Genomic DNA, 23,745 nt, shown 5'->3' on the forward strand with positions numbered 1-23,745 from the left:
GCTTTTCAAGCTCAGAAGAGCACCTAATCACCCTTGCGGGGGTGGGACTACGAACTAAAAATTTTCGATTTTTAGTTCTGTCCCACTCCCTTATAAATATTCATTTAAGCGTTCTAAGGTTTTTTCTAGATCCTCGTATTTAATTTTTGCGTATTGATAAGGACAATCCTGTATATAACTTGCTTCAAAAAAATCCAATGGCAGATTGCTATGTTTGAGGGAGCTGACGGATTTAAGTCCACGTAGATCTAGTAAGATACCATCTCTATTGATAAAGTAGGAAAGTTTGAGCTGATTTTGGCTTAAAAGTTTTTTAGCTCTCGTCAATTCTTTTTCTTGTTGATTGAGAAGAGAAAGACGATTTTTTTCAAACATGAGATTGTCAATATAAAGAGATAGAGCTTTCTGCATGATGAGATTGCTGTCGTAGTCTACTGCTTTTTTGTAGGCGATAAAAGTAGACTGAATAGCTGGAGGAAATAGCAGAGCTGTTATCCGAAGGGCAGGGAAGAGGCTAGTAGAAAAAGATTTGATATAGATGACATGCTGGCTGTTGTCCAAGTAATGAAAGGTTAGTTCGCGTTTGCTGTCAAAGTCAGCCAAATAATCATCTTCTATGATATAAACATCATAAAGCCGAGCAAGACGAATGATTTCTTCCTTCTCCTTTCGACTGTAAGAATGCCCCAAGGGATAATGAAAGCGCGGGATAGTATAGAAGAATTTGATACGTCCAGTTTGAAAATTCCGCTCCAAGTCTCCTAAATCAATTCCTTCTGGAGTTCGTTCAATTGTTTGATAAGGAAGTTTTTGGGCAGTTAGCAAATTGTTTATCCGATGATAGGTCGGCTGCTCAACTAGAATTTCATATTTTTCATTTGGAAAGGCAATTTGCGAAAGAATATAAAGAGCCTGCTGGGTACCAGATGTCAGAACAATCTTGTCAGCAGAGGTGTAGATAGCTGAATCTAGAAGCAGCTGCTGGACAGATTCTCGCAAATCCTCTAGCCCCTCTTGTTGCGAGTAGTAGTTAAAAAGATAATTCTCACGTCCAATCAGCGTTTCATTGAGACAAAGTCGAAAGTCTTCATAAATTTGGTAGTGGTCATCTCTAACGGTTAGCTCCATGTCCTGCTGCTCCTCCAGACTATTTTCCAACACATAGTAGCCACTTTTAGGAACCGCATAGATATACTTTTGATATTTCAATTCCATTAGCGCCTTTTGAGCTGTATCCTTGCTACAGCGATAGTATTCTGCCAGCTGACGGACAGAAGGAATCTTTTGTCCCTTGGACAATTTCCCACTTTGAATATCTTGGCTAATCTGATCTACAATACATTGATACTTAGTTTTTATCATCTTAACTGTCCCCATACAGAAGAATTTTTCTCTATTGTAGCGTATTTTGAAATCTTTTACAATCAGGAAATGATAGTTTGGATTGTGTAGGATTCCCCCATAGATTTCTCCCTACCAATAATTAATGTAAAAGAAATTTAATGAAATAGTTATCTGAGTAATACATTAGCGGAATTGTAATTTAGGCTGAAATGGTTTATAATGAAAAGTAACAAGTATATTAGGAGCCCGTCTAATGGAGAGAAAAATTAAAAAATCGGTAGTTGCGACCGGTTTAGCTGCAACCACTATTATTTCAGGCGGTTTATCACATCAAGTAAATGCCGAAGAAGTAAAAACACAATCTACTGAGCCAAAGACATCTGAAAAAATCACCAAACCAGTTACAGAAACAGATGTTCAATCAGCAAAGCTGCAAGCCGATGCTGCAAAGGTTCAAACAGATGCTCAGCAAAAAGTTGTAGAGCAAGTCAAAGGAGATGTAAATACTTCAAAGGACGCGGTGGCAGATAGCGAAAAAGCTGTTGCAAATGCTGAGGCAGAAAAGAAAGAAGCAACTCCAGAAGTTATTGAAACCGCAAAAGAAGAAGTGGCGACATCAGAGAAGACGGTTACAACAGAGGAAAATAAAGTTCAAGCAGCAGAACAGTCTGAAACAAAGGCAAAAGAAGCTGTTAAAAATCAAGAAAATGTTGTTGCGGGGCAACAATCACTTGTTGACGTTGCACAACGCGAATTAGACACAGCTAAAGCTCCAGTTGCCAATGAAGAACAAGATCTTAACCGCGCAAAGGAAGAAGAAAAACAAGCTGAAAAGAATTTGGCAGAAAAGCAAAAAGATCTTGCTAAAGTGAAAGAAGAAATCGCTAATCTTCCTAAAGAAATCGATTCAGCGACTGAGCAAGTCAAGCAAAGTGAGCAAAAACTTGCAGAAAATCAAGCGACTATTGATCAAAAAGCCGCTGAAGTAGCCCGTGCTGAACATTCAGCTACCAATAGAAGAAATGTTGATTTAAACAAGGCAACCTATGGTGAATTTTTACAACACGCTAAAACAAATGGAGCCAACGAAGCGATTCGTAATGCCGCTACTGAAGCTCTAGCAACTTATGAAAGAGCTAAACGTGAAGACGGTATTACAGTTGGTTCTGACGCAACAAGTCCAGCAACTTTAGCAAATAACTTAAAAGCGATTGAATTGGTTAGAGCTATCAATGCTTATCGTAGACAAGCTGGATTAAAAGAATTATTGATTGATCCTTACAAGAATCCAGCCAGCCAAGTCCAAACTCTTTATTTTGAAAGAGCAGATTGGCATATGGGCAAATATTTGAGAAATGAAAATGTAGCGATTAGTTTTACTCCGAAAGGATCCGTTGATTTTTGGTATAAGGAAAAATCTATCTATATGGCTGAGGCAGCTAAGTATGGCTTAACAACCAATGAGCGAGACATTGATTCCAATCAAATTTATACCACCTTACGTAATCGTGGTCAACTTGCTTTCTTCTATAGAGTTGGTCACTATCTTCAAATGATGGATAAAAACTTTAATACCATTTCAGCTGCATATGATAAAGTTCCAAATCAATACAGTAATGTATATGGAACGTCTGAAGTTGGATTTCATAGAGAACCTAATTTTAATGCACGTGTTAACAACGGTACTCTTCTTAGCGCAGACGCGTATGAGCAAGCAATCCGTAATTTTGCTGGTGCTGCAAAGGCCGCAAATGCACAAGCAACAGTAGCGAAGAGTCAATTAGGCGTGTTGCGAGCTCAAAGAACGGGTTATGTATCTACTTTAAATATTCAAAAAGCAAAATTAGCAGACCTTCAAAAGTTGACTGCGAATCGTTCAGCTGCTCTTGCTACTGCGAATGCTGGAGTGATTACAGCTGAAGCGGCCTTGACAAAAGCAAAGCAAAATGTTGTAACAAAAGAAGCTGCTTTGAAGCGCGCAACTGCAACTATTGCATCCAAGTTGGCACCAAAACAAGTAGCTTTAGAAAAAGCTCAAAAAGTGTTAGATAGTGCTAAAAATAAATTAGCAGAACTAAAGAAAGCTTTAATTACAGCGGAGTTAAATGTTGCCAAGGCAAAAGACGCTTTGCAAGCTAGTCAAACCAAGCTAAAAGAAGCACAAGATAACTTGGAAAAATTACAAAATGCACCACAAGTACTTGAAGCAGCTCAAAAGGCCCTTCAAGCTGCACAAACTGACTATGTCTCTAAGGTTAAAACGTTAAAAGATGAAGAAGCAAAACTAGAGATTTCTCGTTCAATTTATACCAAGTTACAAGAAAACTATGAGCAATTGAGAAGTCAACTTCCTCCGAAGGCTCAAAAAGAAACAGGTGGAAAAGTACAAAACTTACACTTATCCAGAACTTACCAACCAAAACCATTGTTAGTTAGACGACAAAATACTGGTCAAAAAGTTCTGCCTGCTACAGGTACTAAAGCAGATCAGGTTGCTGCATTAGGTTTGCTACTTGGTTTGGGAACTCTAGCTAGTGCTCGCCGTCGTAAAAGAAATAACGAAGATTAAATAATTAAAGATTTTAGAAAAAATCTAATCTTTCTTCCCAAAGGCAAACAACTCTGTTTTCGAGTGTTTGTCTTTTTGATTGAGATAATTAAAATCAACAGTGAAGAAATGATAATAAAATAGAATTTAAATTAAATGTAACTTCTGCCTGATAGATATTTAAAGTATCTATCATTTTGAGAATCAGCACAAAAATAGTATAATAGACTGTATTCTCTTAACGAAACGAATAAAACTAAAGGAGTTTTTCATGCAAGTCATCAAACGTAATGGAAAAGTTACTGATTTTAATCCAGATAAAATTTATCAAGCTATTCTGAAAGCAGCACAAACAGTCTATGTCTTGACAGATGATCTACGTCAAAATTTAGCGCTTGTAACTAAAAAAGTAGTGTTAGATCTAGAGGAAGCTGGTGTTGAACGAGCTACTATCAGTATGATTCAATCTATGGTAGAAAATCGCCTGTTAGGTGCTGGTTATATCACCATTGCCGAGCATTATATCTCCTACCGATTGCAACGAGATTTGGATCGCAATGGTTATGGCGATCATATTGCAGTCCATTTACATTTTGAACAAATTCGATAAATTTACAGCCTAGATTACAGAATGAAGTAGTTGGCAGATTTTTTGAAAAATTTGCTAAAAATCAACTCTCTTTTAAGTTAATAATATTGCTTGTTCTAGAAAAGTTTACACATTCCCTTAATTTCTGGGACTTGACAAGTGTATTTTAATATGATAGAATTTAAAAGATTTTAAGCTTGAAGGGAGTGAAAAAAATGTCAAAAACAGTAGTACGTAAAAATGAATCCCTTGACGATGCTCTTCGTCGTTTCAAACGTGCGGTTACTAAAGCTGGTACTCTTCAAGAAACACGCAAACGTGAATTCTATGAAAAACCTTCTGTAAAGCGGAAACGTAAATCAGAAGCAGCTCGTAAACGTAAAAAATTCTAATTGAGCAAAATGACAGACTTCGGTCTGTTTTTTGTTTCTATTTAGATAAAATCGAACTCGTACTCAATGAAAATCAATAGCTTTAGCAGTTTTACCATATGGACGTTATCTGTCATCTCAAAACTCCACCGCAAGATTAATAGAAGTAGCAGCTAGAGGGATAGGTTAAGGCAAACAGAATATCAAGAAACCGTGAGAGTAAACAAAAACACTGATTTTCATCAGTGAATGTTTTTCATAATTATTTGCTTTCGAGCAATGCTTTGATTTCTTGAAGAACTTCTAATTCAGTTGGTCCTGCAGCTTCTTCAGCAGTGTCTTCTTCTTTTTTTGTAAGACTTTGCGCTTTTTCAACAGACTTGACGATGAAGAAGAGAACTGTTCCGATGACGAGGAAATTGATAACAGCGCTTAAGAAACTACCGTATGCAATCCCATTCCATTTTAAACCAGCAATTTGTTCTACACCAGCAGCTTTTAAAGCTGGATTGAGAAAGAGTGGAGTAATAACATCTCCAATAAGCGAAGTCACAATAGCTCCAAAAGCATTGGCAATAATAACACCGACTGCCAAATCAATTACATTGCCGCGAAGCAAAAACTCTTTAAGGTCCTTTAACACTTTCTTTTTCCTTTCAAAATACTAAACTATATTATATCAAAAAAGGGGGGAAAGTCAATAAAATGTCTAAAAAATATAGTGAATATTTTACTTTTTGATAAATTTATTATAAAATGTAAGTTGTTATTCTATGATAAATTGGGGGTGTTGTCTATTGATTGATAAAGAAATCATTTCTGATATTAAAAATAGTGTCAATATCGTCGAAATCATAGGAGAAGTCGTTGCTCTAACGAAAGCTGGAAGAAATTATCTAGGGCTTTGTCCTTTTCATGGTGAAAAAACTCCATCATTCAACGTGGTAGAAGAAAAGCAATTTTATCACTGTTTTGGCTGTGGAAAGTCAGGTGATGTCTTTAAATTTATTGAAGAATATCGTGGTGTTTCTTTTATGGACGCTGTACAAATTGTTGCCGATCGTGCAGGGTTTCCATTAGAAATAAAGCATAGTAGAAAAGAGCTGTCAACACATACACATCCTCATCAAGCACTTTATGATATTCATGCAGAAGCTGCAAGATTTTACCATGCGGTATTGATGACAACAAAGATAGGAGAAGAAGCACGTTCTTATCTTTATGAACGTGGCTTAACAGATGAAGTTATCAAGCATTTTCAAATTGGTTTAGCGCCCAATGAAAATAACTATCTTTATAAAAGTGTTAGTGGAAAGTTTGATGAGCAAGTCATTATGAATTCTGGTTTGTTCAACTTAGCTGATAACAATTTGGTTTATGACGCCTTTCAAAATCGGATTATGTTTCCATTGGCAAATGATAAAGGACAAGTCATTGCTTTTTCAGGTCGTATTTGGCAAGCAAGCGATATAGAGCAGAAAGTCGCAAAGTATAAAAATAGTCGCAGTACACCGATTTTCAATAAAAGCTATGAGTTGTATCATCTGGACAAGGCCAAAGCGACTATCAAGAAAAGTCACGAAATTTACTTAATGGAAGGCTTTATGGATGTTATAGCCGCTTATCGTGCTGGAATTGAAAATGCTGTAGCATCTATGGGGACAGCATTGACGCATGAGCATGTGGAGCATCTTCGTAAGTTCGCAAAGAAAATTATTTTAACGTACGATGGTGACAAAGCAGGACAAGCAGCGACAGCAAAAGCTCTGAATGAATTGTACGATTTATCAGTTGAAATTATCAGGATTCCTGATAATATGGATCCAGATGAATTTATCAAAAAAAATTCTGCTGATGATTTACAAAATTTACTGACTAAAACACGAATTAGTGATATAGAGTTTCTTCTGAACTATCTGAAGCCAGATAATATCGAAAACTTGCAAGCTCAAATTGAATTTGTTGAACAAATGTCTCTGCTGATTGCACAGGTTCAATCAATCACTGCACAAAATTCCTATATTTATATGTTAGCTGAATTGTTGCCTGATTTTGACTACCAGCAGGTGGAGCAAACTGTTAATAATCATCGTTTGGTAAATAGAAGAGTGCAACAACAGCAATCGCATCAACAAGTGTCAAGACTTGACATTCCGGTAACACGGCAAGTATCACGGCTAATTAAGGCAGAGAGTCATCTTCTGCAGCGGATGATTGATAATCCTGTAATTTTAAATGATTATCGTTTGAGGAAAGATTTTCATTTCGCAACAGTAGAATTGCAGACTTTGTACGATATTTTAAAAACAAATGGCGAGGTAACGCCACAAGATTTGTCTGAGCAAAATGATTCGGTACAGCAAGCTTGGTATCGGGTCTTAGAAGAAAATCTACCAGAGGAAGTTTCTGAGCAGGAACTGATTGAAGTGGAGCAAACGCGAGATAAGGAATTGCTTCGCAAAGAAAATCAATTGATTGGTAAAAAAGTCCGTGAAGCATCTCATAGTGGAGATGCAGATACGGCATTAGAAGAGCTAGAGCGATTTATTGCTCAAAAAAGGAGAATGGAGTAGGAATGGCTACAAAACAAAAAGAAGTAACAACTTTTGATGTTCAAGTTGCAGAATTTATTCGCAACCATAAAAAAACTGGTACAGCAACCGATGATGAAATCAATGATCGGCTAGTCATTCCATTTACTTTGGAAGCTGATGGCATTGAAGATCTTCTTCAACGGATTCAGGACGCAGGGATTGCTATTACGGATAAAGAAGGCGACCCAAGTGAACGGGTTTTAAATACAGAGGAAGAAGAAGCTGAATTAACAGATGAGGAGTTGCTTGGTAGCAATTCTGCTAAAGTGAACGACCCTGTCCGTATGTATTTAAAGGAAATTGGTGTTGTTCCGTTATTGACCAATGAAGAAGAGCAAGAATTAGCTGTTCTTGTGGAGCAAGGCGACTTAGAAGCGAAACAACGTTTGGCAGAAGCTAATTTGCGGTTGGTTGTCTCTATTGCTAAGCGCTATGTTGGACGCGGCATGCAGTTTCTTGACTTGATTCAAGAAGGCAATATGGGATTGATGAAAGCCGTTGACAAGTTTGACTATACCAAAGGTTTCAAATTTTCGACCTATGCCACTTGGTGGATTCGTCAAGCGATTACTCGTGCGATTGCTGACCAAGCGCGTACGATTCGGATTCCGGTTCACATGGTTGAGACAATCAATAAATTAGTGCGGGAGCAACGAAATCTTTTGCAAGAATTGGGACAAGATCCAACGCCAGAACAAATTGCTGAGCGCATGGATATGACACCAGATAAAGTTCGTGAAATTTTGAAGATTGCCCAAGAGCCGGTCTCTCTTGAAACTCCAATTGGAGAAGAAGATGATAGTCATCTTGGCGATTTCATTGAGGATGAAGTGATTGAAAATCCAGTTGATTACACAACACGTATTGTCCTACGTGAGCAATTAGACGAGGTTCTTGATACATTAACAGACCGTGAAGAAAATGTACTACGTTTGCGATTCGGTCTAGATGATGGTAAAATGCGTACGCTGGAAGATGTTGGAAAAGTCTTTAACGTGACTCGTGAACGGATTCGACAAATTGAGGCCAAAGCCCTACGCAAATTGCGTCATCCAAGTCGTAGCAAGCCACTTCGTGACTTTATTGAGGATTAGTAGACAAAAGGAGGCACCATGGCATACACAAACGAACAAATTGATGATATTAAAAATCGTATCTTGGAAAGTTTGGAACAAGTTATTGACCCTGAATTAGGAATTGATATTGTAAATCTTGGTTTGATTTATGAAATTCGGTTCAATGGTGAAAATGGTGAGACGCAGATTGATATGACCTTAACAACAATGGGATGCCCGCTGGCAGACTTATTAACTGATCAGATTCATGATGCGATGTCAGATGTACCTGAAGTGAGCAAAGTAGAAGTGAGACTGGTGTGGTATCCAGCATGGACTGTGGATAAAATGAGTCGCTACGCACGCATCGCCCTAGGGATTAAATAAGAATATGGCAGCATGAGTTGATTATGCTGCTTTTGTTTTGCTCAAACATTCAGAATATGTGCAATATTTTAACTTTATACTTTATATCACTTGAAGTATTGTAAGAATCTGTTATAATGGTTGCACATACTGAATTTTAGAAAAGGGAGAGAAGATGATTAAAAAAGGAGCACTGACAGGATTACTATTGTTTGGAATATTTTTCGGCGCAGGAAATTTAATTTTTCCGCCAACTTTAGGAGCTTTGTCTGGCGAACACTTCTGGTCAGCGATTGCAGGATTTGTGCTTTCAGGAGTTGGAATTGCTATTTTAACATTGATTATCGGTACTTTAAATCCCAAAGGCTATGTTTACGAAATTTCTAAAAAGATTTCTCCTTGGTTTGCGACCAGTTACTTGGTAGTTCTGTATCTAGCGATTGGTCCATTTTTTGCCATTCCTCGGACGGCAACGACTTCTTATGAAGTTGGGATTGCACCATTGCTTTCGAGTAATATGACTGGATTAGGACTTATTATTTTTACAATCTTGTATTTTGTGGCTGCTTACTTGATTTCATTAAATCCTTCCAAAATTTTGGATTGGATTGGTCGGATTTTGACTCCTGTGTTTGCCATTTTGATTGTCATTCTAGTCATTTTAGGGGCGATAAAATATGGAGCAGCTGCACCGCAAGATGCTAGCACGGAATACGCAAAAGCAGCTTTTGGAACTGGCTTTCTTGAAGGGTATAATACGCTTGATGCACTTGCCTCTGTTGCTTTTAGCGTTATCGCTGTGCAAACATTGAACCAACTCGGCTTTGCTAATAAAAAAGAATATATCTCAACGATTTGGATTGTTGGAATTGTTGTTGCATTGGGATTTAGTGCGCTTTATATTGGATTAGGATTTCTTGGAAATCATTTCCCAATTCCGGCTGATGTAATGGCGTCTGATGCCAATAAAGGAGTTTATGTCTTATCTCAAGCTACACAAGCTATTTTTGGTCCGACAGCACAGATTTTCCTTGCAGCCATGGTAACAGTGACCTGCTTTACGACTACGGTTGGTTTGATTGTTTCAACATCAGAATTTTTCAATAAAACCTTTCCTAAAATCAGCTACAAAACTTTTGCAACAGTCTTTACCTTGATTGGATTTGCAATTGCAAATCTTGGTTTGGGAGCGATTATTCAGTATTCAGTTCCTGTCTTGCAAATTTTGTACCCGATTACCATTGCGATTGTAATGATTGTGATTGTCAATAAGTTTCTTGCCTTATCTAAGATTGGAATGCAGCTAACGGTTGCAGTTGTAACAATTATTGCATTTGCGAATATTATTGGCTCGCAATTTAAATTGACTAGTGTGAGTAATTTAATCAATACTTTGCCATTTGCACAAGCTTCAATTCCTTGGCTGGTACCGACGATTGTCGGGATTGTGTTATCTTTGTTTTTGCCAAATAAACAGAAAAGTGACACATTTGAAATGGAATAATTAAAAAAACTATCACTTTTCGTGATAGTTTTTTTATGACCATATCAAATTCAAGTTTTTACAAATTGTATCCTCTATTTTTAGATAGTGAACCAGTGTATACTTTTCTTAGAAAGAAAATGAGGAGGAAAAGATAATGTTATCTATTGTGTTTTTGATTTCTGTATTTCTAGCGGGAATTTTATCATTTTTCTCGCCTTGTATATTGCCATTGCTTCCTGGATATGTTGGTATTTTATTGGATACAGATGAACCAAGAACAATCATTATTTTGGGAAAGAAGATTGCTTGGCATGGAATTGTAAAAACACTATTTTTCATTGCAGGATTGTCTGTAGTCTTTTTAATTCTTGGATATGGCGCTGGCTTTTTGGGAAAAGTTCTCTATACAGAGTGGTTCCGCTATGTATTAGGAGCAATTGTTATTTTGCTCGGTGTTCATCAAATGGAACTGATCAATTTTAAGCTACTCCAACGGCAGAAAAGTGTTCAATTAAAAAAAGATAAAAATAGAAATGATTTTTACAATGCTTTCTTGCTAGGTGTGACCTTTAGCCTTGGTTGGACACCTTGTGTAGGTCCTGTTTTGAGTTCTGTTCTCGCAATTGCAGCTTCTGGTGGTAATGGAGCAGTACAAGGTGGCTTCCTCATGTTAGTTTATACCCTTGGTCTTGCTATCCCATTTCTCATTTTGGCACTTGCCTCTTCTATTGTTTTACGCCATTTTGGGAAAATAAAACCTTATATGGGACTATTAAAGAAAATTGGCGGGTTACTTATCATCTTGATGGGAATTTTACTTATGCTGGGAAATCTTAATGTTCTAGATTCAATATTTGGTGGATAAAAGGAGGAATCTCATGAAAAAAACAATGTTAGTCATCACAGGTCTTGTTTGTGTTGCTCTGTTGGGTGTCTGTGGAAATCAAAAATCAGCTAGTGGAACTAAGTCTGGACACGGGCAATTTACAAATAAAACGACAGCTACAAAGTTGAATCAAGGCGAAGCAGCTCCTGATTTTGAACCAAAAGGAGTTGACGGGAAAACTTATAAATTGTCAGATTTCAAAGGAAAGAAAGTTTATCTCAAATTTGGGGTATCTTGGTGTTCTATCTGCTTATCTACATTAAAGGATACTGATGAGTTAGCTAAAAATGCTGGGAAAGACTATGTAGTTTTGAGGGTTGTTTCACCTGGGCATGTTGGTGAAAAATCTGAAGCAGATTTTAAAAACTGGTATGAGAAATTAAATTATAAACATTTACCTGTTTTACTAGATCCTAGTGGTAAACTATTGGAACAATATGGTGTTCGTTCCTATCCGACAGCTGCATTTATTGGAAGCGATGGAAAATTGGTAAAAACTCGTCCTGGACTTATTAAAAAAGCAGAAATTGAATCAACTCTTAAAAGCATTAAATAGGAGGGGAGGATGATGGAACATAAAATGAAATGGTTATTATTTGGTGGAGCAGTCCTGCTGGTTTTAGGTTTATTTGTGCCAGGAAGTCGCATGATGCCAACCATTAAAAATCAGTCTGCTATTAATCAGATTAAAGAAGCAGCTGTTAGCCAGGCCGAATCGGTCAAGCAAAAGAAAGCGGACTTGAAAAATGCAAATTTAAAGCATATCTATTTGGCAGGAGGTTGTTTCTGGGGTGTAGAAGAATATTTTTTGCGAGTAGATGGAGTGGTTGACGCAGTCTCTGGTTATGCTAATGGCACTAGCGAAACCACAAAATACGAACTAATCTCGCAGACAAAACATGCAGAAACGGTTCATGTAACCTATGATGCCAATAAAATCTCTTTAAGAGAAGTCTTGCTACATTATTTTAGAATCATTGATCCGCTCAGCAAAAATAAGCAAGGCAATGATAGTGGAGTGCAATATTGTACAGGCGTGTATTATAAAGATCAGGCTGATGTAGAAACGATTAACAAAGTCTTTGACGAGCAGAAAGAAAAATTTAAAGAGCCATTGGCGGTCGAAAAACAACCATTAAATCATTCATGAAAAGTTCTTTTAAATTGATAGAAAATGTAATATTTTTCAGTTTTATGAGCAAAAATATTGTAAACGCTGACACGTAATGTTATAATGTTTTAGTAAATTAAAAATTAAGGTAGGAATTGCTCTATGAGTAAAATTGTTGTTATCGGTGCCAACCATGCTGGTACAGCTTGTATCAATACGATGTTAGACAACTTCGGAAATGAAAACGAAGTTGTGGTGTTTGACCAAAATTCAAATATTTCATTTTTAGGATGTGGAATGGCACTTTGGATTGGTAAGCAAATTGACGGCCCAGAAGGATTGTTCTATTCAGATAAAGAAAAACTTGAAGCAAAAGGTGCTAAAGTTTACATGGAAAGTCCTGTTTTATCAGTTGATTATGATAAAAAAGAAGTGACCGCACTTGTAAACGGTCAAGAACATCTTGAATCTTATGACAAATTGATTTTTGCGACTGGTTCACAACCAATTATCCCGCCAATCAAAGGTGTCGAACTTGTAGAAGGAAATCGTGAATTTAAAGCAACTCTTGAAAATATTCAATTTGTAAAATTGTATCAAAACTCTGCTGAAGTGATTGAAAAGCTGAAAAACAACGAAGGCATCAATCGCGTTGCTGTTGTTGGAGCTGGCTACATTGGTGTTGAACTCGCAGAAGCTTTTGAACGCCTTGGAAAAGAAGTAATCTTGATTGACGTTGCAGATACTTGCCTTACTGGTTACTACGACCGTGAATTGTCTGATTTGATGAGTCAAAACTTGGCAGATCATGGTATTAAACTTGCTTACGGTCAAACTGTGAAAGCAGTTGAAGGGGAAGGCAAAGTTGAACGTATTGTAACAGATAAAGAAACGTTTGACGTAGACATGGTCATTATGGCTGTTGGTTTCCGACCAAACACTGCCCTTGGCGCTGGCAAGATTGAACTTTTCCGTAATGGTGCATTCCTTGTTGATAAAAAACAAGAAACAAGCATTCCGGGAGTTTACGCAGTTGGTGACTGTGCAACGATTTATGACAATTCCCTTGGTAAAATGAGCTACATTGCACTTGCTTCAAATGCTGTTCGTTCAGGTATTGTCGGAGCTTATAACGCAACTGGTCATGAATTAGAAGGCATTGGTGTGCAAGGCTCAAACGGTATTAACATTTACGATCTTAAAATGGTTTCAACTGGTTTGACATTGGAAAAAGCAAAAGCTGCGGGTTATAACGCAGTTGAAACAGGATTTAATGACCTTCAAAAGCCAGAATTTATCAAACACAACAACCATGAAGTAGCTATTCGTATCGTATTTGATAAAGATACACGCGTCATCCTTGGAGCACAAATGGCTTCGCACGAAGATATTTCAATGGGCATTCATCTCTTCTCACTCGCAATCCAAGAAAAAGTGACCATTGATAAATTGGCATTGACAGATATTTTCTTCCTGCCACACTTTAACAAACCTTATAATTACATCACGATGGCAGCATTAACAGCTGAAAAATAAGAGCAAGATCTTAAATTTGCAAACCAGTTTCGTATGAGACTGGTTTATTTTTTTATCTGTATTTTATTCTCTAAAATAATTTCCGCAAGCAATAATAAAAATTGTAAAATTATGCTAAAATAGAGAGAGAATATATTTGGGAGGCAACGATGTCTGTTCAGACAGAAAAAGGTATATCAAATACCAAGAAAGAATTTGCATTTACATCTAGTTCGATTAGTCTGCAAGTTTCAAGAGGAATTTTAGTCGGGATTATCGTGGGTGCAATTGTTGGTTCTTTTCGTTTTTTAATTGAAAGGGGATTTCATATCATTCAACATTTCTATCAGCAAGGGCATGATAGTATGATTTGGGTTGCTTTTATTCTGTTATTTTATGCTTGTGTGATTTGGATAAGTGCAAAGTTAACACTCTCGGAAAAGGATATTAAAGGTTCTGGAATTCCGCAAGTAGAAGCAGAGCTGAAAGGTCTGATGAGCTTATCATGGTGGAGCGTTCTCTGGAAAAAATATATTCTAGGTGTTTTAGCCATTGCAAGCGGCTTGATGCTAGGACGTGAGGGACCCAGTATTCAACTTGGAGCAATGGGAGGAAAGGGAATTGCCAAATATCTTCATTTAAGCCCTGTGGAAGAGCGTTCTTTGATTTCTAGTGGAGCGGCAGCAGGGCTGGCAGCAGCTTTTAATGCTCCGATTGCGGGTTTACTGTTTGTTATTGAGGAAGTCTATCATCATTTTTCGCGTTTCTTTTGGGTCTCGTCTTTGGCGGCAAGTTTAACGGCGAATTTTGTTTCGCTTATGATTTTTGGAATGACCCCTGTATTAAATATGCCAGATAATATTCCTCTGATGGGGCTAGGGCAATACTGGCTTTATTTGTTGTTAGGAATTTTTCTTGGTTTTTCAGGATTTTTATATGAAAAAGTTGTTCTAGCTATGCCTCGTATTTATGATATGATTGGAGAAGTTTTGCACCTTTCTTCGCAATACTATCCCATTATAGCTTTCTCTTTCATTCTTCCAATAGGGTATTTTCTTCCACAACTTTTAGGTGGTGGCAATCAACTGGTTCTCTCTTTAACCAGTCAACACTATCTGCTATTAACATTAATGATGTTTTTCGTTATTCGCTTTATCTGGAGTATGATCAGCTATGGTAGCGGGCTTCCTGGCGGTATTTTTCTACCCATTTTAGCTCTCGGCTCTCTTTTAGGAGCAATTGCTGGCGTCATTTGTGTGCAATTAGGCTTTGCAACACAAGAGCAATTTCCTATTTTTATTATTTTAGGTATGAGCGGCTACTTTGGTGCAATTTCTAAAGCTCCATTGACAGCAATCATCTTGGTGACTGAGATGGTTGGCGATATACGAAACCTCATGCCTCTTGGTTTAGTGACTTTAGTGGCATACGTTGTAATGGATTTATTGGGCGGAGCACCTGTGTATGAAGCTATGCTAGAACGAATGCTTCCAGATAGTGTGGCAGATGACGGAGAGACGACGCTTATCGAAATTCCTGTCTCTGAAAAAATAGCCGGCAAGCAAGTTCATGAGTTGGAGCTGCCAAGAGATATTCTGATTACCATGCAACACCACAACGGAAAGAACCAAACAGTGAATGGCAGCACGCGCCTGTATCTAGGAGATATGATTTATGTGGTATTGAAAAAATCAGATATTGGACGCATTAAAGATTTACTCTTATAAAAGAGGGGGACCTCTTTTTTTAGAATCTGAAAAAATAACTTGCAATTTCCGAACGATAAAAAATATTATACGTCATTATATTGTAATTTCTGTACCTTGTGTTATAATACTAAAGGAAACGTCAGGAAAGGCGTAGCGATGCGAAAGCATAGGTGGGTCATTTTTAACATAAAATTAAAGGAGAATGATATGCTGAACGAATTTCCTATTTTTGACTACGAAGATATCCAATTGATTCCGAATAAATGTATCATCAAAAGCCGCTCAGAAGCAGATACGACAGTTACTTTTGGGAATCATACTTTTAAACTTCCTGTTGTTCCAGCTAACATGCAAACAATTCTGGATGAAGATGTAGCAGAAAAATTGGCGAAAAGTGGCTATTTCTACATCATGCACCGTTTTGACGAAGCTGGCCGCATTCCTTTCATCAAGCGCATGCATGAGCAAGGACTAATTGCGTCTATTTCAGTTGGTGTGAAAAATTATGAATATGATTTTGTTAGCCAGTTGAAAGAAGATGCACCAGAATATATCACGATTGATATTGCGCATGGACATTCAGATAGTGTGATTGATATGATTCAGCACATCAAAAAAGAACTCCCCGATACTTTCGTGATTGCAGGAAATGTAGGGACACCAGAAGCTGTTCGTGAGCTGGAAAATGCTGGAGCAGATGCAACCAAAGTTGGCATTGGACCAGGAAAAGTTTGTATCACAAAAGTAAAAACTGGCTTTGGTACAGGTGGCTGGCAATTAGCGGCTCTTCGTTGGTGTGCAAAAGCTGCTCGCAAACCGATTATTGCGGACGGTGGTATTCGTACGCATGGCGACATTGCCAAATCTATTCGCTTTGGTGCTACCATGGTGATGATTGGTTCCCTATTCGCAGGTCATATCGAAAGCCCAGGTCAAACGGTCGAAGTAGATGGTGAACAATTCAAAGAGTATTATGGTTCAGCTTCAGAGTATCAAAAAGGTGCTTACAAGAATGTGGAGGGAAAGAAAATTCTTTTACCAGTTAAAGGACATTTAGCTGACACTTTGGTTGAAATGGAGCAAGATTTGCAAAGTGCCATTTCCTATGCTGGTGGAAGAGACTTGGCTGGTCTTAAACACGTAGACTACGTCATTGTGAAAAATTCTATTTGGAACGGTGATGCGCATTAACAATAAAATAATTACTTATTTATATTACGAATTTGGCGTAATGTTTCTGCAAGGCATCTAATGTCTAACAATAAGTAAGTCTTCAACTTTCCTGCTATGTTTTTAGCAAGGAATTTTGTATTCAGTTGGGTAACCAATTGTTTTAGGCTTGCTTTTGGCAAGCCTTTTGTTTTTTCTAAAAGGAGATTTTATGAAATTATTAGAAGAACGTATCCTAAAAGATGGAAATGTTTTAGGAGAAAATATTTTAAAAGTGGATTCATTTCTGACTCACCAAGTCGATTTCAACTTGATGAAAGAAATTGGTAAAGTGTTTGCAACCTATTTTCGCTCGGCTGGTATTACAAAAGTTGTGACAATTGAAGCATCTGGCATCGCACCTGCTATTTATACAGCAGAAGCATTGGACGTTCCGATGATTTTTGCGAAAAAGTCAAAAAACATTACTATGACGGAAGATATTTTGACGACAGAGGTCTATTCTTTTACCAAACGAGTGACAAGTACGGTCTCAATTGCAGGGAAATTTTTAAATCATCATGATAAAGTGCTTATTGTCGATGATTTTCTAGCAAATGGTCAAGCAGCTAAAGGGCTTGTTAATATCATTGAACAATCAGGTGCCCATGTGGAAGCGATTGGTATCGTAATTGAAAAATCATTCCAAGAGGGAAGAAAGTTGCTAGAAGAAGATAAGCGAAAAGTCGTTTCTTTGGCTCGTATTCAAAAATTTGAAAATGGAAAAGTTGTATTTATGGAGGCTGATGCATAATGGAACTGAAAGAAGAAAAACATTCACAGGCGGCTGTCTTAGGTTTGCAGCATTTATTAGCAATGTACTCTGGGTCAATCCTTGTACCCATTATGATTGCTGGTGCGCTAGGTTATTCGAGCCAACAGCTGACCTATCTTATCTCCACAGATATTTTTATGTGTGGTGTGGCAACATTTTTGCAATTGCAACTCAATAAATATTTCGGAATTGGCTTGCCAGTCGTACTTGGCGTTGCTTTTCAATCGGTTGCGCCTCTGATTATGATTGGTCAAAAACATGGAAGCGGAGCTATGTTTGGAGCGCTCATCGTTTCCGGTATCTACGTTCTTTTGATTGCAGGCATTTTTTCTAAAATTGCTAATTTCTTTCCACCAATTGTGACGGGCTCAGTCATTACTACCATTGGCTTAACACTTATTCCTGTTGCGATTGGCAATATGGGAAATAATAGTGAAAAACCAACTGCACAAAGTTTGCTGTTGGCTGCTGTCACGATTTTAATTATACTGTTAGTAAATATCTTTGCGAAAGGCTTTCTAAAATCCATTTCCATTCTGATTGGCTTAATTATTGGAACGATTATTGCCAGCTTTATGGGCTTAGTAGATTTTGCGCCAGTAACTCAAGCTCCTCTTGTACATGTTCCGACACCGTTTTATTTTGGAATACCTAAGTTTGAACTTTCATCCATCGTCATGATGTGTATTATCGCAACAGTTTCTTTGGTGGAATCAACAGGTGTTTATTTTGCACTTTCAGATATTACAAACGAAAAGTTAGACAGCATTCGTCTGCGAAATGGTTATCGTGCAGAAGGACTTGCAGTGCTTCTTGGCGGTATTTTTAACACTTTCCCTTATACAGGATTTTCACAAAATGTTGGTTTGGTCAAACTTTCTGGAATTAAAATACGGCTCCCAATCTATTATGCAGCAGGATTCTTAGTCTTGTTAGGATTGGTACCGAAATTCGGAGCTTTGGCACAAATCATTCCAAGTCCTGTACTCGGTGGTGCTATGCTTGTCATGTTTGGTTTTGTTTCTGTTCAGGGAATGCAAATGCTAGCGCGAGTTGATTTTGAACACAATGAACACCATTTCTTGATTGCCGCTGTATCTATTTCCGCAGGAGTCGGTCTAAATGGAAGCAATCTTTTCAACAGTTTGCCAACCGGCTTGCAAATGTTTTTCTCAAATGGAATTGTTATGGCGAGCGTCATTGCGATTGTATTGAACCTTATTTTAAATCGTGAGAAAAAATAAAACTCGACAAGAGGCTGGGAGGATTTTCTCCTAGCTTTTTTGACTATTTTGAGCGCTTATAGTATAGTTAAGAGAGAAAGCATTGTTTGAGGAGATTGTATGTACCAAGCGCGCAATTTAAAAGAGCGAATGACCCTATTTATTTCGATTTTTTTGCCAATTTTAATTTATCAACTGGCCAATTTTTCAGCCTCGTTTGTGGATACAACCATGACAGGGCAATACCATACGTTGCATTTGGCGGGAGTTTCAATGGCGACTAGCTTATGGAGTCCGTTTTTTACTTTTTTGACTGGTATTGTCTCAGCCTTGGTTCCGATTATTGGACATCATCTAGGACAAAAACAGGAAGAAAAAATCGCTTCTGATTTTTATCAGTTTATTTATCTATCTCTCGGTTTGTCTCTTCTCTTGTTTGGGCTCGTTTTTTTAGGTGCACCGCTTGTTTTGTCCAATATTGGCTTAGAACCACTAGTAGTAGAAGTTGCTATACACTACCTCTGGTATTTAGCGTTTGGTATTATCCCTTTGCTTTTATTTAGTGTTGTACGTTCTTTATTAGACGCATTAGGATTGACAAGACTATCCATGTACCTTATGTTGCTCTTGCTACCGTTGAATGCCAGTTTTAACTACATTTTAATTTATGGAGCATTTGGCTTATCAGAAATGGGCGGAGCAGGAGCGGGGCTAGGGACTTCGTTGGCTTACTGGGTGCTGCTAATTCTTTCAATAGTCGTTGCAAAAAGACACTCTAAAATCAAAAAATATCAATTATGGAAAATTCGTCCTTTAGACAAAAAAGAGTTGCTGGAAGCGATTCGTCTCGGTTTTCCTATTGGCGGGACTGTCTTTGCAGAAGTTGTGATATTTTCAGTCGTAGGTTTGCTCATGGCTAAGTTTTCTTCGTTAATCATTGCCAGTCACCAGTCGGCTATCAGCTTTTCCAATCTTATGTATGCTTTTCCTATGAGCATTTCTAATGCTATGGCGATTATCGTTTCTTACGAAATTGGCGCAAAGCGTCTAGACTATGTCAGAAAATATTGTGTTTTGGGAAGATTGACTGCGCTTGGATTCGCTGTTTTCACGCTGACATTTTTATATCTTTTCCGTTATCAAGTCGCTTCATTATATGGAACCAACAAAGAATTCATTCGTCTGACATCGGTTTTCTTAACTTATAGTTTGTTTTTTCAATTAGCAGATACTTTCGCAGCGCCTCTTCAAGGAATTTTACGTGGTTATAAGGATACAAAAGTGCCATTTTATTTGGGATTGATTGGCTATTGGGGGGTGTCACTACCAGTTGGGTTACTATTGGATCACACGACAAATTTAGGTCCCTTTGCTTATTGGATTGGTTTAATCTCTAGTCTGGTCGTTAGTGGCATTTTATACCAACTTCGTCTTAATCATATTCAAAAAAGAAATTAGCTTAAATGTTGCATCTACACCATTTATCATTCTGAATAAAAAAAGAATCTCAGATTTTTATCCAAGATTCTTTTTTTGTTATTTTGTACGCATTTCACCTTGTGGGAAATAAGTCCCTTCAGGCATGTCGTTGATGATGACATGAACAGCAGATTGTGGCGCGCCAGTATTTTTCACGATAGCAGCAGTAACTTCTTTTGCAAGAGCTTTCTTTTGTTCTAACGTGCGTCCTTCAAATAAATCAATTCTGACAAATGGCATTTCATTTCTCCTTTTTATTTTTGATATTTTTATTTTATCACAAATTAGGTTTTAAAGCGTGTCAGAATGTGGTAAAATAAGAAGTATTAAAAATTGGAGAATTTGGAACGAATTAAAGAAAATGGTTCAGTTGTATTATAAATATGGCACGATGAATTCGGGCAAAACAATCGAAATTTTAAAAGTAGCACACAACTATGAAGAACAAGGCAAAGGTGTTGTCATTATGACGAGCGCACTTGATACACGTGACGGTTTTGGCGTTGTTTCTAGTCGTATCGGAATGAAGAGAAAAGCAATTGCAATAGCAGAAGATACTGATATTTTCCACTTTATTCAGGAAATGCCCGAAAAGCCTTATTGTGTATTGATTGATGAAGCGCAGTTTCTATCTCGTCGTCATGTCTATGACTTAGCGAGGGTAGTTGACGAATTAAACGTACCAGTTATGGCTTTTGGTTTGAAAAATGATTTTCGCAATGAGTTATTTGAAGGTTCGAAATATCTCTTGCTTCTAGCAGATAAAATTGATGAGATTAAAACAATTTGTCAATTTTGCTCCAAAAAAGCAACCATGGTATTAAGAACAACGAATGGTAAGCCGGTCTATGAAGGTGAGCAAATTCAAATCGGTGGGAATGAAACATATATTCCTGTCTGTCGGAAGCATTATTTTAAGCCAGAAATTGACGAAATGAAGAGTTAAGGAGAGGTGTAGCAAACGATGAATATTTATGAACAACTACAAGCCGTTGAAGATCGCTATGAAGAGTTGGGAGAACTTCTGAGTGACCCAGATGTTGTTAGTGACACCAAGCGTTTTATGGAATTGTCCAAAGAAGAAGCGAGTACACGCGATACGGTAGCAACTTATCGTGACTATAAAAGGGTGCTCCAAAACATCACAGATGCCGAAGAAATGATCAAAGACGCTTCTGGCGATGCTGATTTGGAAGAAATGGCAAAGCAAGAGCTCAAAGATGCAAAAGCTGACAAAGAAGAATACGAGGAAAAATTGAAAATTCTTCTTTTACCAAAAGATCCAAACGATGATAAAAACATCATCTTAGAAATTCGTGGTGCAGCAGGAGGTGATGAAGCCTCGCTCTTTGCCGGTGATCTTCTGACAATGTATCAAAAATACGCTGAATCGCAAGGATGGAAATTTGAGGTTATGGAAGCCTCCATGAATGGAGTCGGTGGCTTCAAAGAAGTAGTAGCGATGGTTTCTGGTCAATCCGTTTATTCCAAACTAAAATACGAATCAGGTGCTCATCGCGTACAGCGTGTCCCAGTGACAGAAAGCCAAGGACGGGTTCACACTTCGACAGCAACAGTCTTAGTTATGCCTGAAGTTGAAGAAGTGGAATATGATATTGATCCAAAAGATCTTCGGATTGACATTTATCACGCTTCTGGTGCTGGAGGTCAGAATGTCAACAAAGTTGCAACAGCCGTTCGGATTGTACACTTGCCGACAAATATCAAGGTTGAAATGCAGGAAGAACGAACCCAACAAAAGAATCGTGATAAAGCTATGAAGATCATTCGTGCGCGCGTAGCAGATCATTTTGCACAAATTGCGCAAGACGAGCAAGATGCCGAGCGGAAATCAACTATTGGTACTGGAGACCGCTCGGAGCGGATTCGTACCTATAATTTTCCACAAAATCGTGTGACAGATCACCGTATCGGTTTAACGCTGCAAAAGCTAGATACGATTTTAGCTGGGAAATTAGATGAAATCGTAGACGCCTTGGTATTGTATGACCAAACACAAAAACTGGAAGAATTGAATAAATAATGAATTTAGCTCAAATTATTGCTGAAATGGAAAAACAGCTTGAAGCAGTTGGCGAAGAAGCTGAAAGTCTCTCCTTTACTTTTCAAGTTTTGAGAAACTTATCTTTTACCCAATTTGTGTTGAAAATGCAGGCAGAAGCAACAGAAGATGATATAGAATTACTGGAAAAGATTCAATCTCAATTATTAGTTCATAGACCTGCCCAATACATTATTGGGAACGCAGCATTTCATGGACATTCGTTCAAAGTAGATGAACGAGTGCTAATTCCCCGACCAGAAACCGAAGAATTGGTCAACCTTATCTTGTCTGAAAATCAAAATAGCAGTCTGAAAGTTTTGGATATTGGCACTGGAAGTGGAGCAATTGCTCTATCTTTGGCTGCTGAGCGTGCGAATTGGCAGGTCACGGCTTCCGACATTTCCCAAGATGCTCTGGATTTGGCGCAAGAAAATGCGGAAGCAATTGATGTAGCGATTGATTTTGTTCGGTCTGATTGTTTTCAGGCAATTACAGGAAAGTATGATATTATTGTATCCAATCCGCCCTATATTTCAGAGACGGACAGAGAAGAAGTAGGACTAAATGTACTTGCTTCAGAACCTCATCTTGCTCTTTTTGCTGAAGAAGACGGGTATGCTGTTTATCGAAAAATTGCTGAGAACGCCCAAAAACATTTGACAGAAAAAGGAAAAATCTATCTCGAAATTGGCTACAAACAAGGGGAACATGTAAAAAAAATATTTGAGTCTGCATTTCCAAAAATGAGAATTCGCGTCTTGCAAGATCAATTCGGAAAAGATAGAATGGTAGTGGTAGATAATGGATAAAATTGAGGAAGTACTGAGCAGTGGAGGAGCAGTCGTGCTGCCAACTGAGACTGTATATGGTTTATTTTGTAAAGCACTGGATGAGCAGGCCGTCAGTCATGTCTATGACTTAAAAGGCAGACCTCGCGAAAAGGCCTTGAATTTAAATGTTTCAAGCTTAGAAGAAATTTATCAATTTTCCAAACATCAGCCTCAGTATTTAAAAAAGCTCTATCAAGCCTTTCTACCCGGTCCTTTGACCATTATTTTACAAGCTAATGAACAAGTTCCGATTTGGGTAAATTCAGGTATGAAAACAATTGGTTTTCGTGTCCCTAGTCATCCTAAAACATTGGACTTGATTAGAAAATTTGGACCTCTCATTGGTCCGTCCGCAAATTTATCTGGAAAGAGTAGCGGAGTAAACTTCCAGCAAATTATGACCGATTTCAATCACGAAGTTCTTGGTATAGAAGATGATGCTTTTCTAACAGGACAGGATTCAACTATTTTGGATTTATCTGGTGAAACAGCATATATTCTACGCCAAGGTGCTGTCACTTGCGAAGAAATTCTCGCTAAAATTCCAGAAATTCACTTCTACACCTTGACTAAATAGGTTTTAGCCCCGC

The 23,745-nt window shown here is 37.8% G+C and carries 21 protein-coding genes, 2 pseudogenes and 1 riboswitch; of the genes and pseudogenes, 20 read left to right on the top strand and 3 right to left on the bottom strand.

From position 1 onward, the window contains the following. Positions 1 to 90 precede the first annotated feature (90 nt). Positions 91 to 1,377, bottom strand: a complete 1,287-nt coding sequence (locus tag HMPREF2876_RS06280; RefSeq protein ID WP_042753926.1) for an aminotransferase-like domain-containing protein — start codon at positions 1,375 to 1,377, stop codon at positions 91 to 93. 220 nt (positions 1,378 to 1,597) lie between these two features. On the opposite strand from HMPREF2876_RS06280, the gene HMPREF2876_RS06285 reads away from it, so the two are divergent. From HMPREF2876_RS06285 to rpsU, 3 genes are all read left to right on the top strand, one after another. After that, complete coding sequence (locus HMPREF2876_RS06285; protein WP_024051568.1) at positions 1,598 to 3,913, top strand: CAP domain-containing protein; 2,316 nt, start codon at positions 1,598 to 1,600, stop codon at positions 3,911 to 3,913. A gap of 250 nt (positions 3,914 to 4,163) precedes the next feature. Continuing rightward, positions 4,164 to 4,502, top strand: coding sequence for an ATP cone domain-containing protein (locus HMPREF2876_RS06290; RefSeq protein ID WP_024051567.1), 339 nt, complete (start codon positions 4,164 to 4,166; stop codon positions 4,500 to 4,502). 194 nt (positions 4,503 to 4,696) lie between these two features. After that, on the top strand, positions 4,697 to 4,873 hold the full coding sequence (gene rpsU, locus HMPREF2876_RS06295) for a 30S ribosomal protein S21 (protein ID WP_000048054.1): 177 nt from the start codon (positions 4,697 to 4,699) through the stop codon (positions 4,871 to 4,873). 241 nt (positions 4,874 to 5,114) lie between these two features. On the opposite strand, the gene mscL is transcribed toward rpsU, so the two are convergent. After that, positions 5,115 to 5,495 carry a large conductance mechanosensitive channel protein MscL gene (gene mscL / locus HMPREF2876_RS06300; protein WP_022525808.1) on the bottom strand — a complete coding sequence of 127 codons (381 nt, stop codon included), beginning with the start codon at positions 5,493 to 5,495 and terminating at the stop codon, positions 5,115 to 5,117. 154 nt (positions 5,496 to 5,649) lie between these two features. Here mscL and dnaG point away from each other — a divergent pair, with 154 nt between their 5' ends. The 13 genes and pseudogenes from dnaG to HMPREF2876_RS06365 all read left to right on the top strand — a co-directional run bounded on the left by dnaG (position 5,650) and on the right by HMPREF2876_RS06365 (position 20,239). Further along, positions 5,650 to 7,425 carry a DNA primase gene (gene dnaG, locus HMPREF2876_RS06305; protein ID WP_280921973.1) on the top strand — a complete coding sequence of 592 codons (1,776 nt, stop codon included), beginning with the start codon at positions 5,650 to 5,652 and terminating at the stop codon, positions 7,423 to 7,425. A 2-nt stretch (positions 7,426 to 7,427) separates the two neighbouring features. After that, positions 7,428 to 8,540 (top strand): RNA polymerase sigma factor RpoD, encoded by a 1,113-nt coding sequence (rpoD, locus tag HMPREF2876_RS06310; protein ID WP_070584482.1) that lies wholly within the window; start codon positions 7,428 to 7,430, stop codon positions 8,538 to 8,540. 18 nt (positions 8,541 to 8,558) lie between these two features. Further along, the gene (locus tag HMPREF2876_RS06315) at positions 8,559 to 8,888 is read left to right on the top strand and encodes a metal-sulfur cluster assembly factor (RefSeq protein ID WP_003024629.1); all 330 of its coding nucleotides are present in this window, start codon (positions 8,559 to 8,561) and stop codon (positions 8,886 to 8,888) included. A 154-nt stretch (positions 8,889 to 9,042) separates the two neighbouring features. Continuing rightward, positions 9,043 to 10,371 (top strand): branched-chain amino acid transport system II carrier protein, encoded by a 1,329-nt coding sequence (gene brnQ / locus HMPREF2876_RS06320; protein WP_024051564.1) that lies wholly within the window; start codon positions 9,043 to 9,045, stop codon positions 10,369 to 10,371. Positions 10,372 to 10,507: 136 nt separating this feature from the next. Then, positions 10,508 to 11,218 (top strand): thiol-disulfide oxidoreductase-associated membrane protein CcdA2, encoded by a 711-nt coding sequence (gene ccdA2, locus HMPREF2876_RS06325; RefSeq protein ID WP_070584485.1) that lies wholly within the window; start codon positions 10,508 to 10,510, stop codon positions 11,216 to 11,218. A 163-nt stretch (positions 11,219 to 11,381) separates the two neighbouring features. Continuing rightward, positions 11,382 to 11,795 (top strand): annotated as a pseudogene (locus HMPREF2876_RS06330) (redoxin domain-containing protein); the annotation flags it as partial. A 12-nt stretch (positions 11,796 to 11,807) separates the two neighbouring features. Then, positions 11,808 to 12,383, top strand: a pseudogene (gene msrA, locus HMPREF2876_RS06335) (peptide-methionine (S)-S-oxide reductase MsrA); the annotation flags it as partial. Positions 12,384 to 12,512: 129 nt separating this feature from the next. Beyond that, positions 12,513 to 13,886, top strand: coding sequence for a H2O-forming NADH oxidase (gene nox, locus HMPREF2876_RS06340; protein WP_024051560.1), 1,374 nt, complete (start codon positions 12,513 to 12,515; stop codon positions 13,884 to 13,886). A gap of 149 nt (positions 13,887 to 14,035) precedes the next feature. Further along, the gene (locus tag HMPREF2876_RS06345) at positions 14,036 to 15,592 is read left to right on the top strand and encodes a ClC family H(+)/Cl(-) exchange transporter (protein WP_024051559.1); all 1,557 of its coding nucleotides are present in this window, start codon (positions 14,036 to 14,038) and stop codon (positions 15,590 to 15,592) included. Between the two features lie 189 nt (positions 15,593 to 15,781). After that, positions 15,782 to 16,765, top strand: coding sequence for a GMP reductase (gene guaC, locus HMPREF2876_RS06350; protein ID WP_024051558.1), 984 nt, complete (start codon positions 15,782 to 15,784; stop codon positions 16,763 to 16,765). Further along, positions 16,761 to 16,856: riboswitch (purine riboswitch) on the top strand. (Overlaps the previous gene by 5 nt.) A 99-nt stretch (positions 16,857 to 16,955) precedes the next feature. Continuing rightward, on the top strand, positions 16,956 to 17,537 hold the full coding sequence (locus HMPREF2876_RS06355; protein ID WP_024051557.1) for a xanthine phosphoribosyltransferase: 582 nt from the start codon (positions 16,956 to 16,958) through the stop codon (positions 17,535 to 17,537). Next, positions 17,537 to 18,802 carry a nucleobase:cation symporter-2 family protein gene (locus HMPREF2876_RS06360; protein WP_024051556.1) on the top strand — a complete coding sequence of 422 codons (1,266 nt, stop codon included), beginning with the start codon at positions 17,537 to 17,539 and terminating at the stop codon, positions 18,800 to 18,802. Before HMPREF2876_RS06355 ends, HMPREF2876_RS06360 begins: the two co-directional genes overlap by 1 nt. 99 nt (positions 18,803 to 18,901) lie before the next feature. Then, positions 18,902 to 20,239 carry an MATE family efflux transporter gene (locus tag HMPREF2876_RS06365; RefSeq protein WP_070241674.1) on the top strand — a complete coding sequence of 446 codons (1,338 nt, stop codon included), beginning with the start codon at positions 18,902 to 18,904 and terminating at the stop codon, positions 20,237 to 20,239. Between the two features lie 78 nt (positions 20,240 to 20,317). Here HMPREF2876_RS06365 and HMPREF2876_RS06370 read toward each other — a convergent pair whose 3' ends face one another. Beyond that, positions 20,318 to 20,518 carry a 4-oxalocrotonate tautomerase gene (locus HMPREF2876_RS06370; protein ID WP_224783693.1) on the bottom strand — a complete coding sequence of 67 codons (201 nt, stop codon included), beginning with the start codon at positions 20,516 to 20,518 and terminating at the stop codon, positions 20,318 to 20,320. Between the two features lie 103 nt (positions 20,519 to 20,621). Here HMPREF2876_RS06370 and HMPREF2876_RS06375 point away from each other — a divergent pair, with 103 nt between their 5' ends. Genes HMPREF2876_RS06375 through HMPREF2876_RS06390 form a run of 4 tightly spaced genes read left to right on the top strand, consistent with a single transcriptional unit; the run spans position 20,622 to position 23,732 of the window. Further along, entirely contained in the window at positions 20,622 to 21,206 is a 585-nt protein-coding gene (locus HMPREF2876_RS06375) for a thymidine kinase (protein ID WP_042753923.1), read from the top strand. 18 nt (positions 21,207 to 21,224) lie between these two features. Further along, positions 21,225 to 22,304 (top strand): peptide chain release factor 1, encoded by a 1,080-nt coding sequence (gene prfA, locus HMPREF2876_RS06380; RefSeq protein WP_070584486.1) that lies wholly within the window; start codon positions 21,225 to 21,227, stop codon positions 22,302 to 22,304. Then, on the top strand, positions 22,304 to 23,134 hold the full coding sequence (gene prmC, locus HMPREF2876_RS06385; protein ID WP_024051553.1) for a peptide chain release factor N(5)-glutamine methyltransferase: 831 nt from the start codon (positions 22,304 to 22,306) through the stop codon (positions 23,132 to 23,134). The genes prfA and prmC overlap by 1 nt, the downstream gene beginning before the upstream one ends. Next, entirely contained in the window at positions 23,127 to 23,732 is a 606-nt protein-coding gene (locus tag HMPREF2876_RS06390; RefSeq protein ID WP_024051552.1) for an L-threonylcarbamoyladenylate synthase, read from the top strand. Before prmC ends, HMPREF2876_RS06390 begins: the two co-directional genes overlap by 8 nt. Positions 23,733 to 23,745 lie beyond the last annotated feature (13 nt).

Origin of the sequence: Streptococcus sp. HMSC073A12 (genome assembly GCF_001812815.1) — a bacterium.
Lineage (GTDB): Bacteria > Bacillota > Bacilli > Lactobacillales > Streptococcaceae > Streptococcus > Streptococcus vaginalis.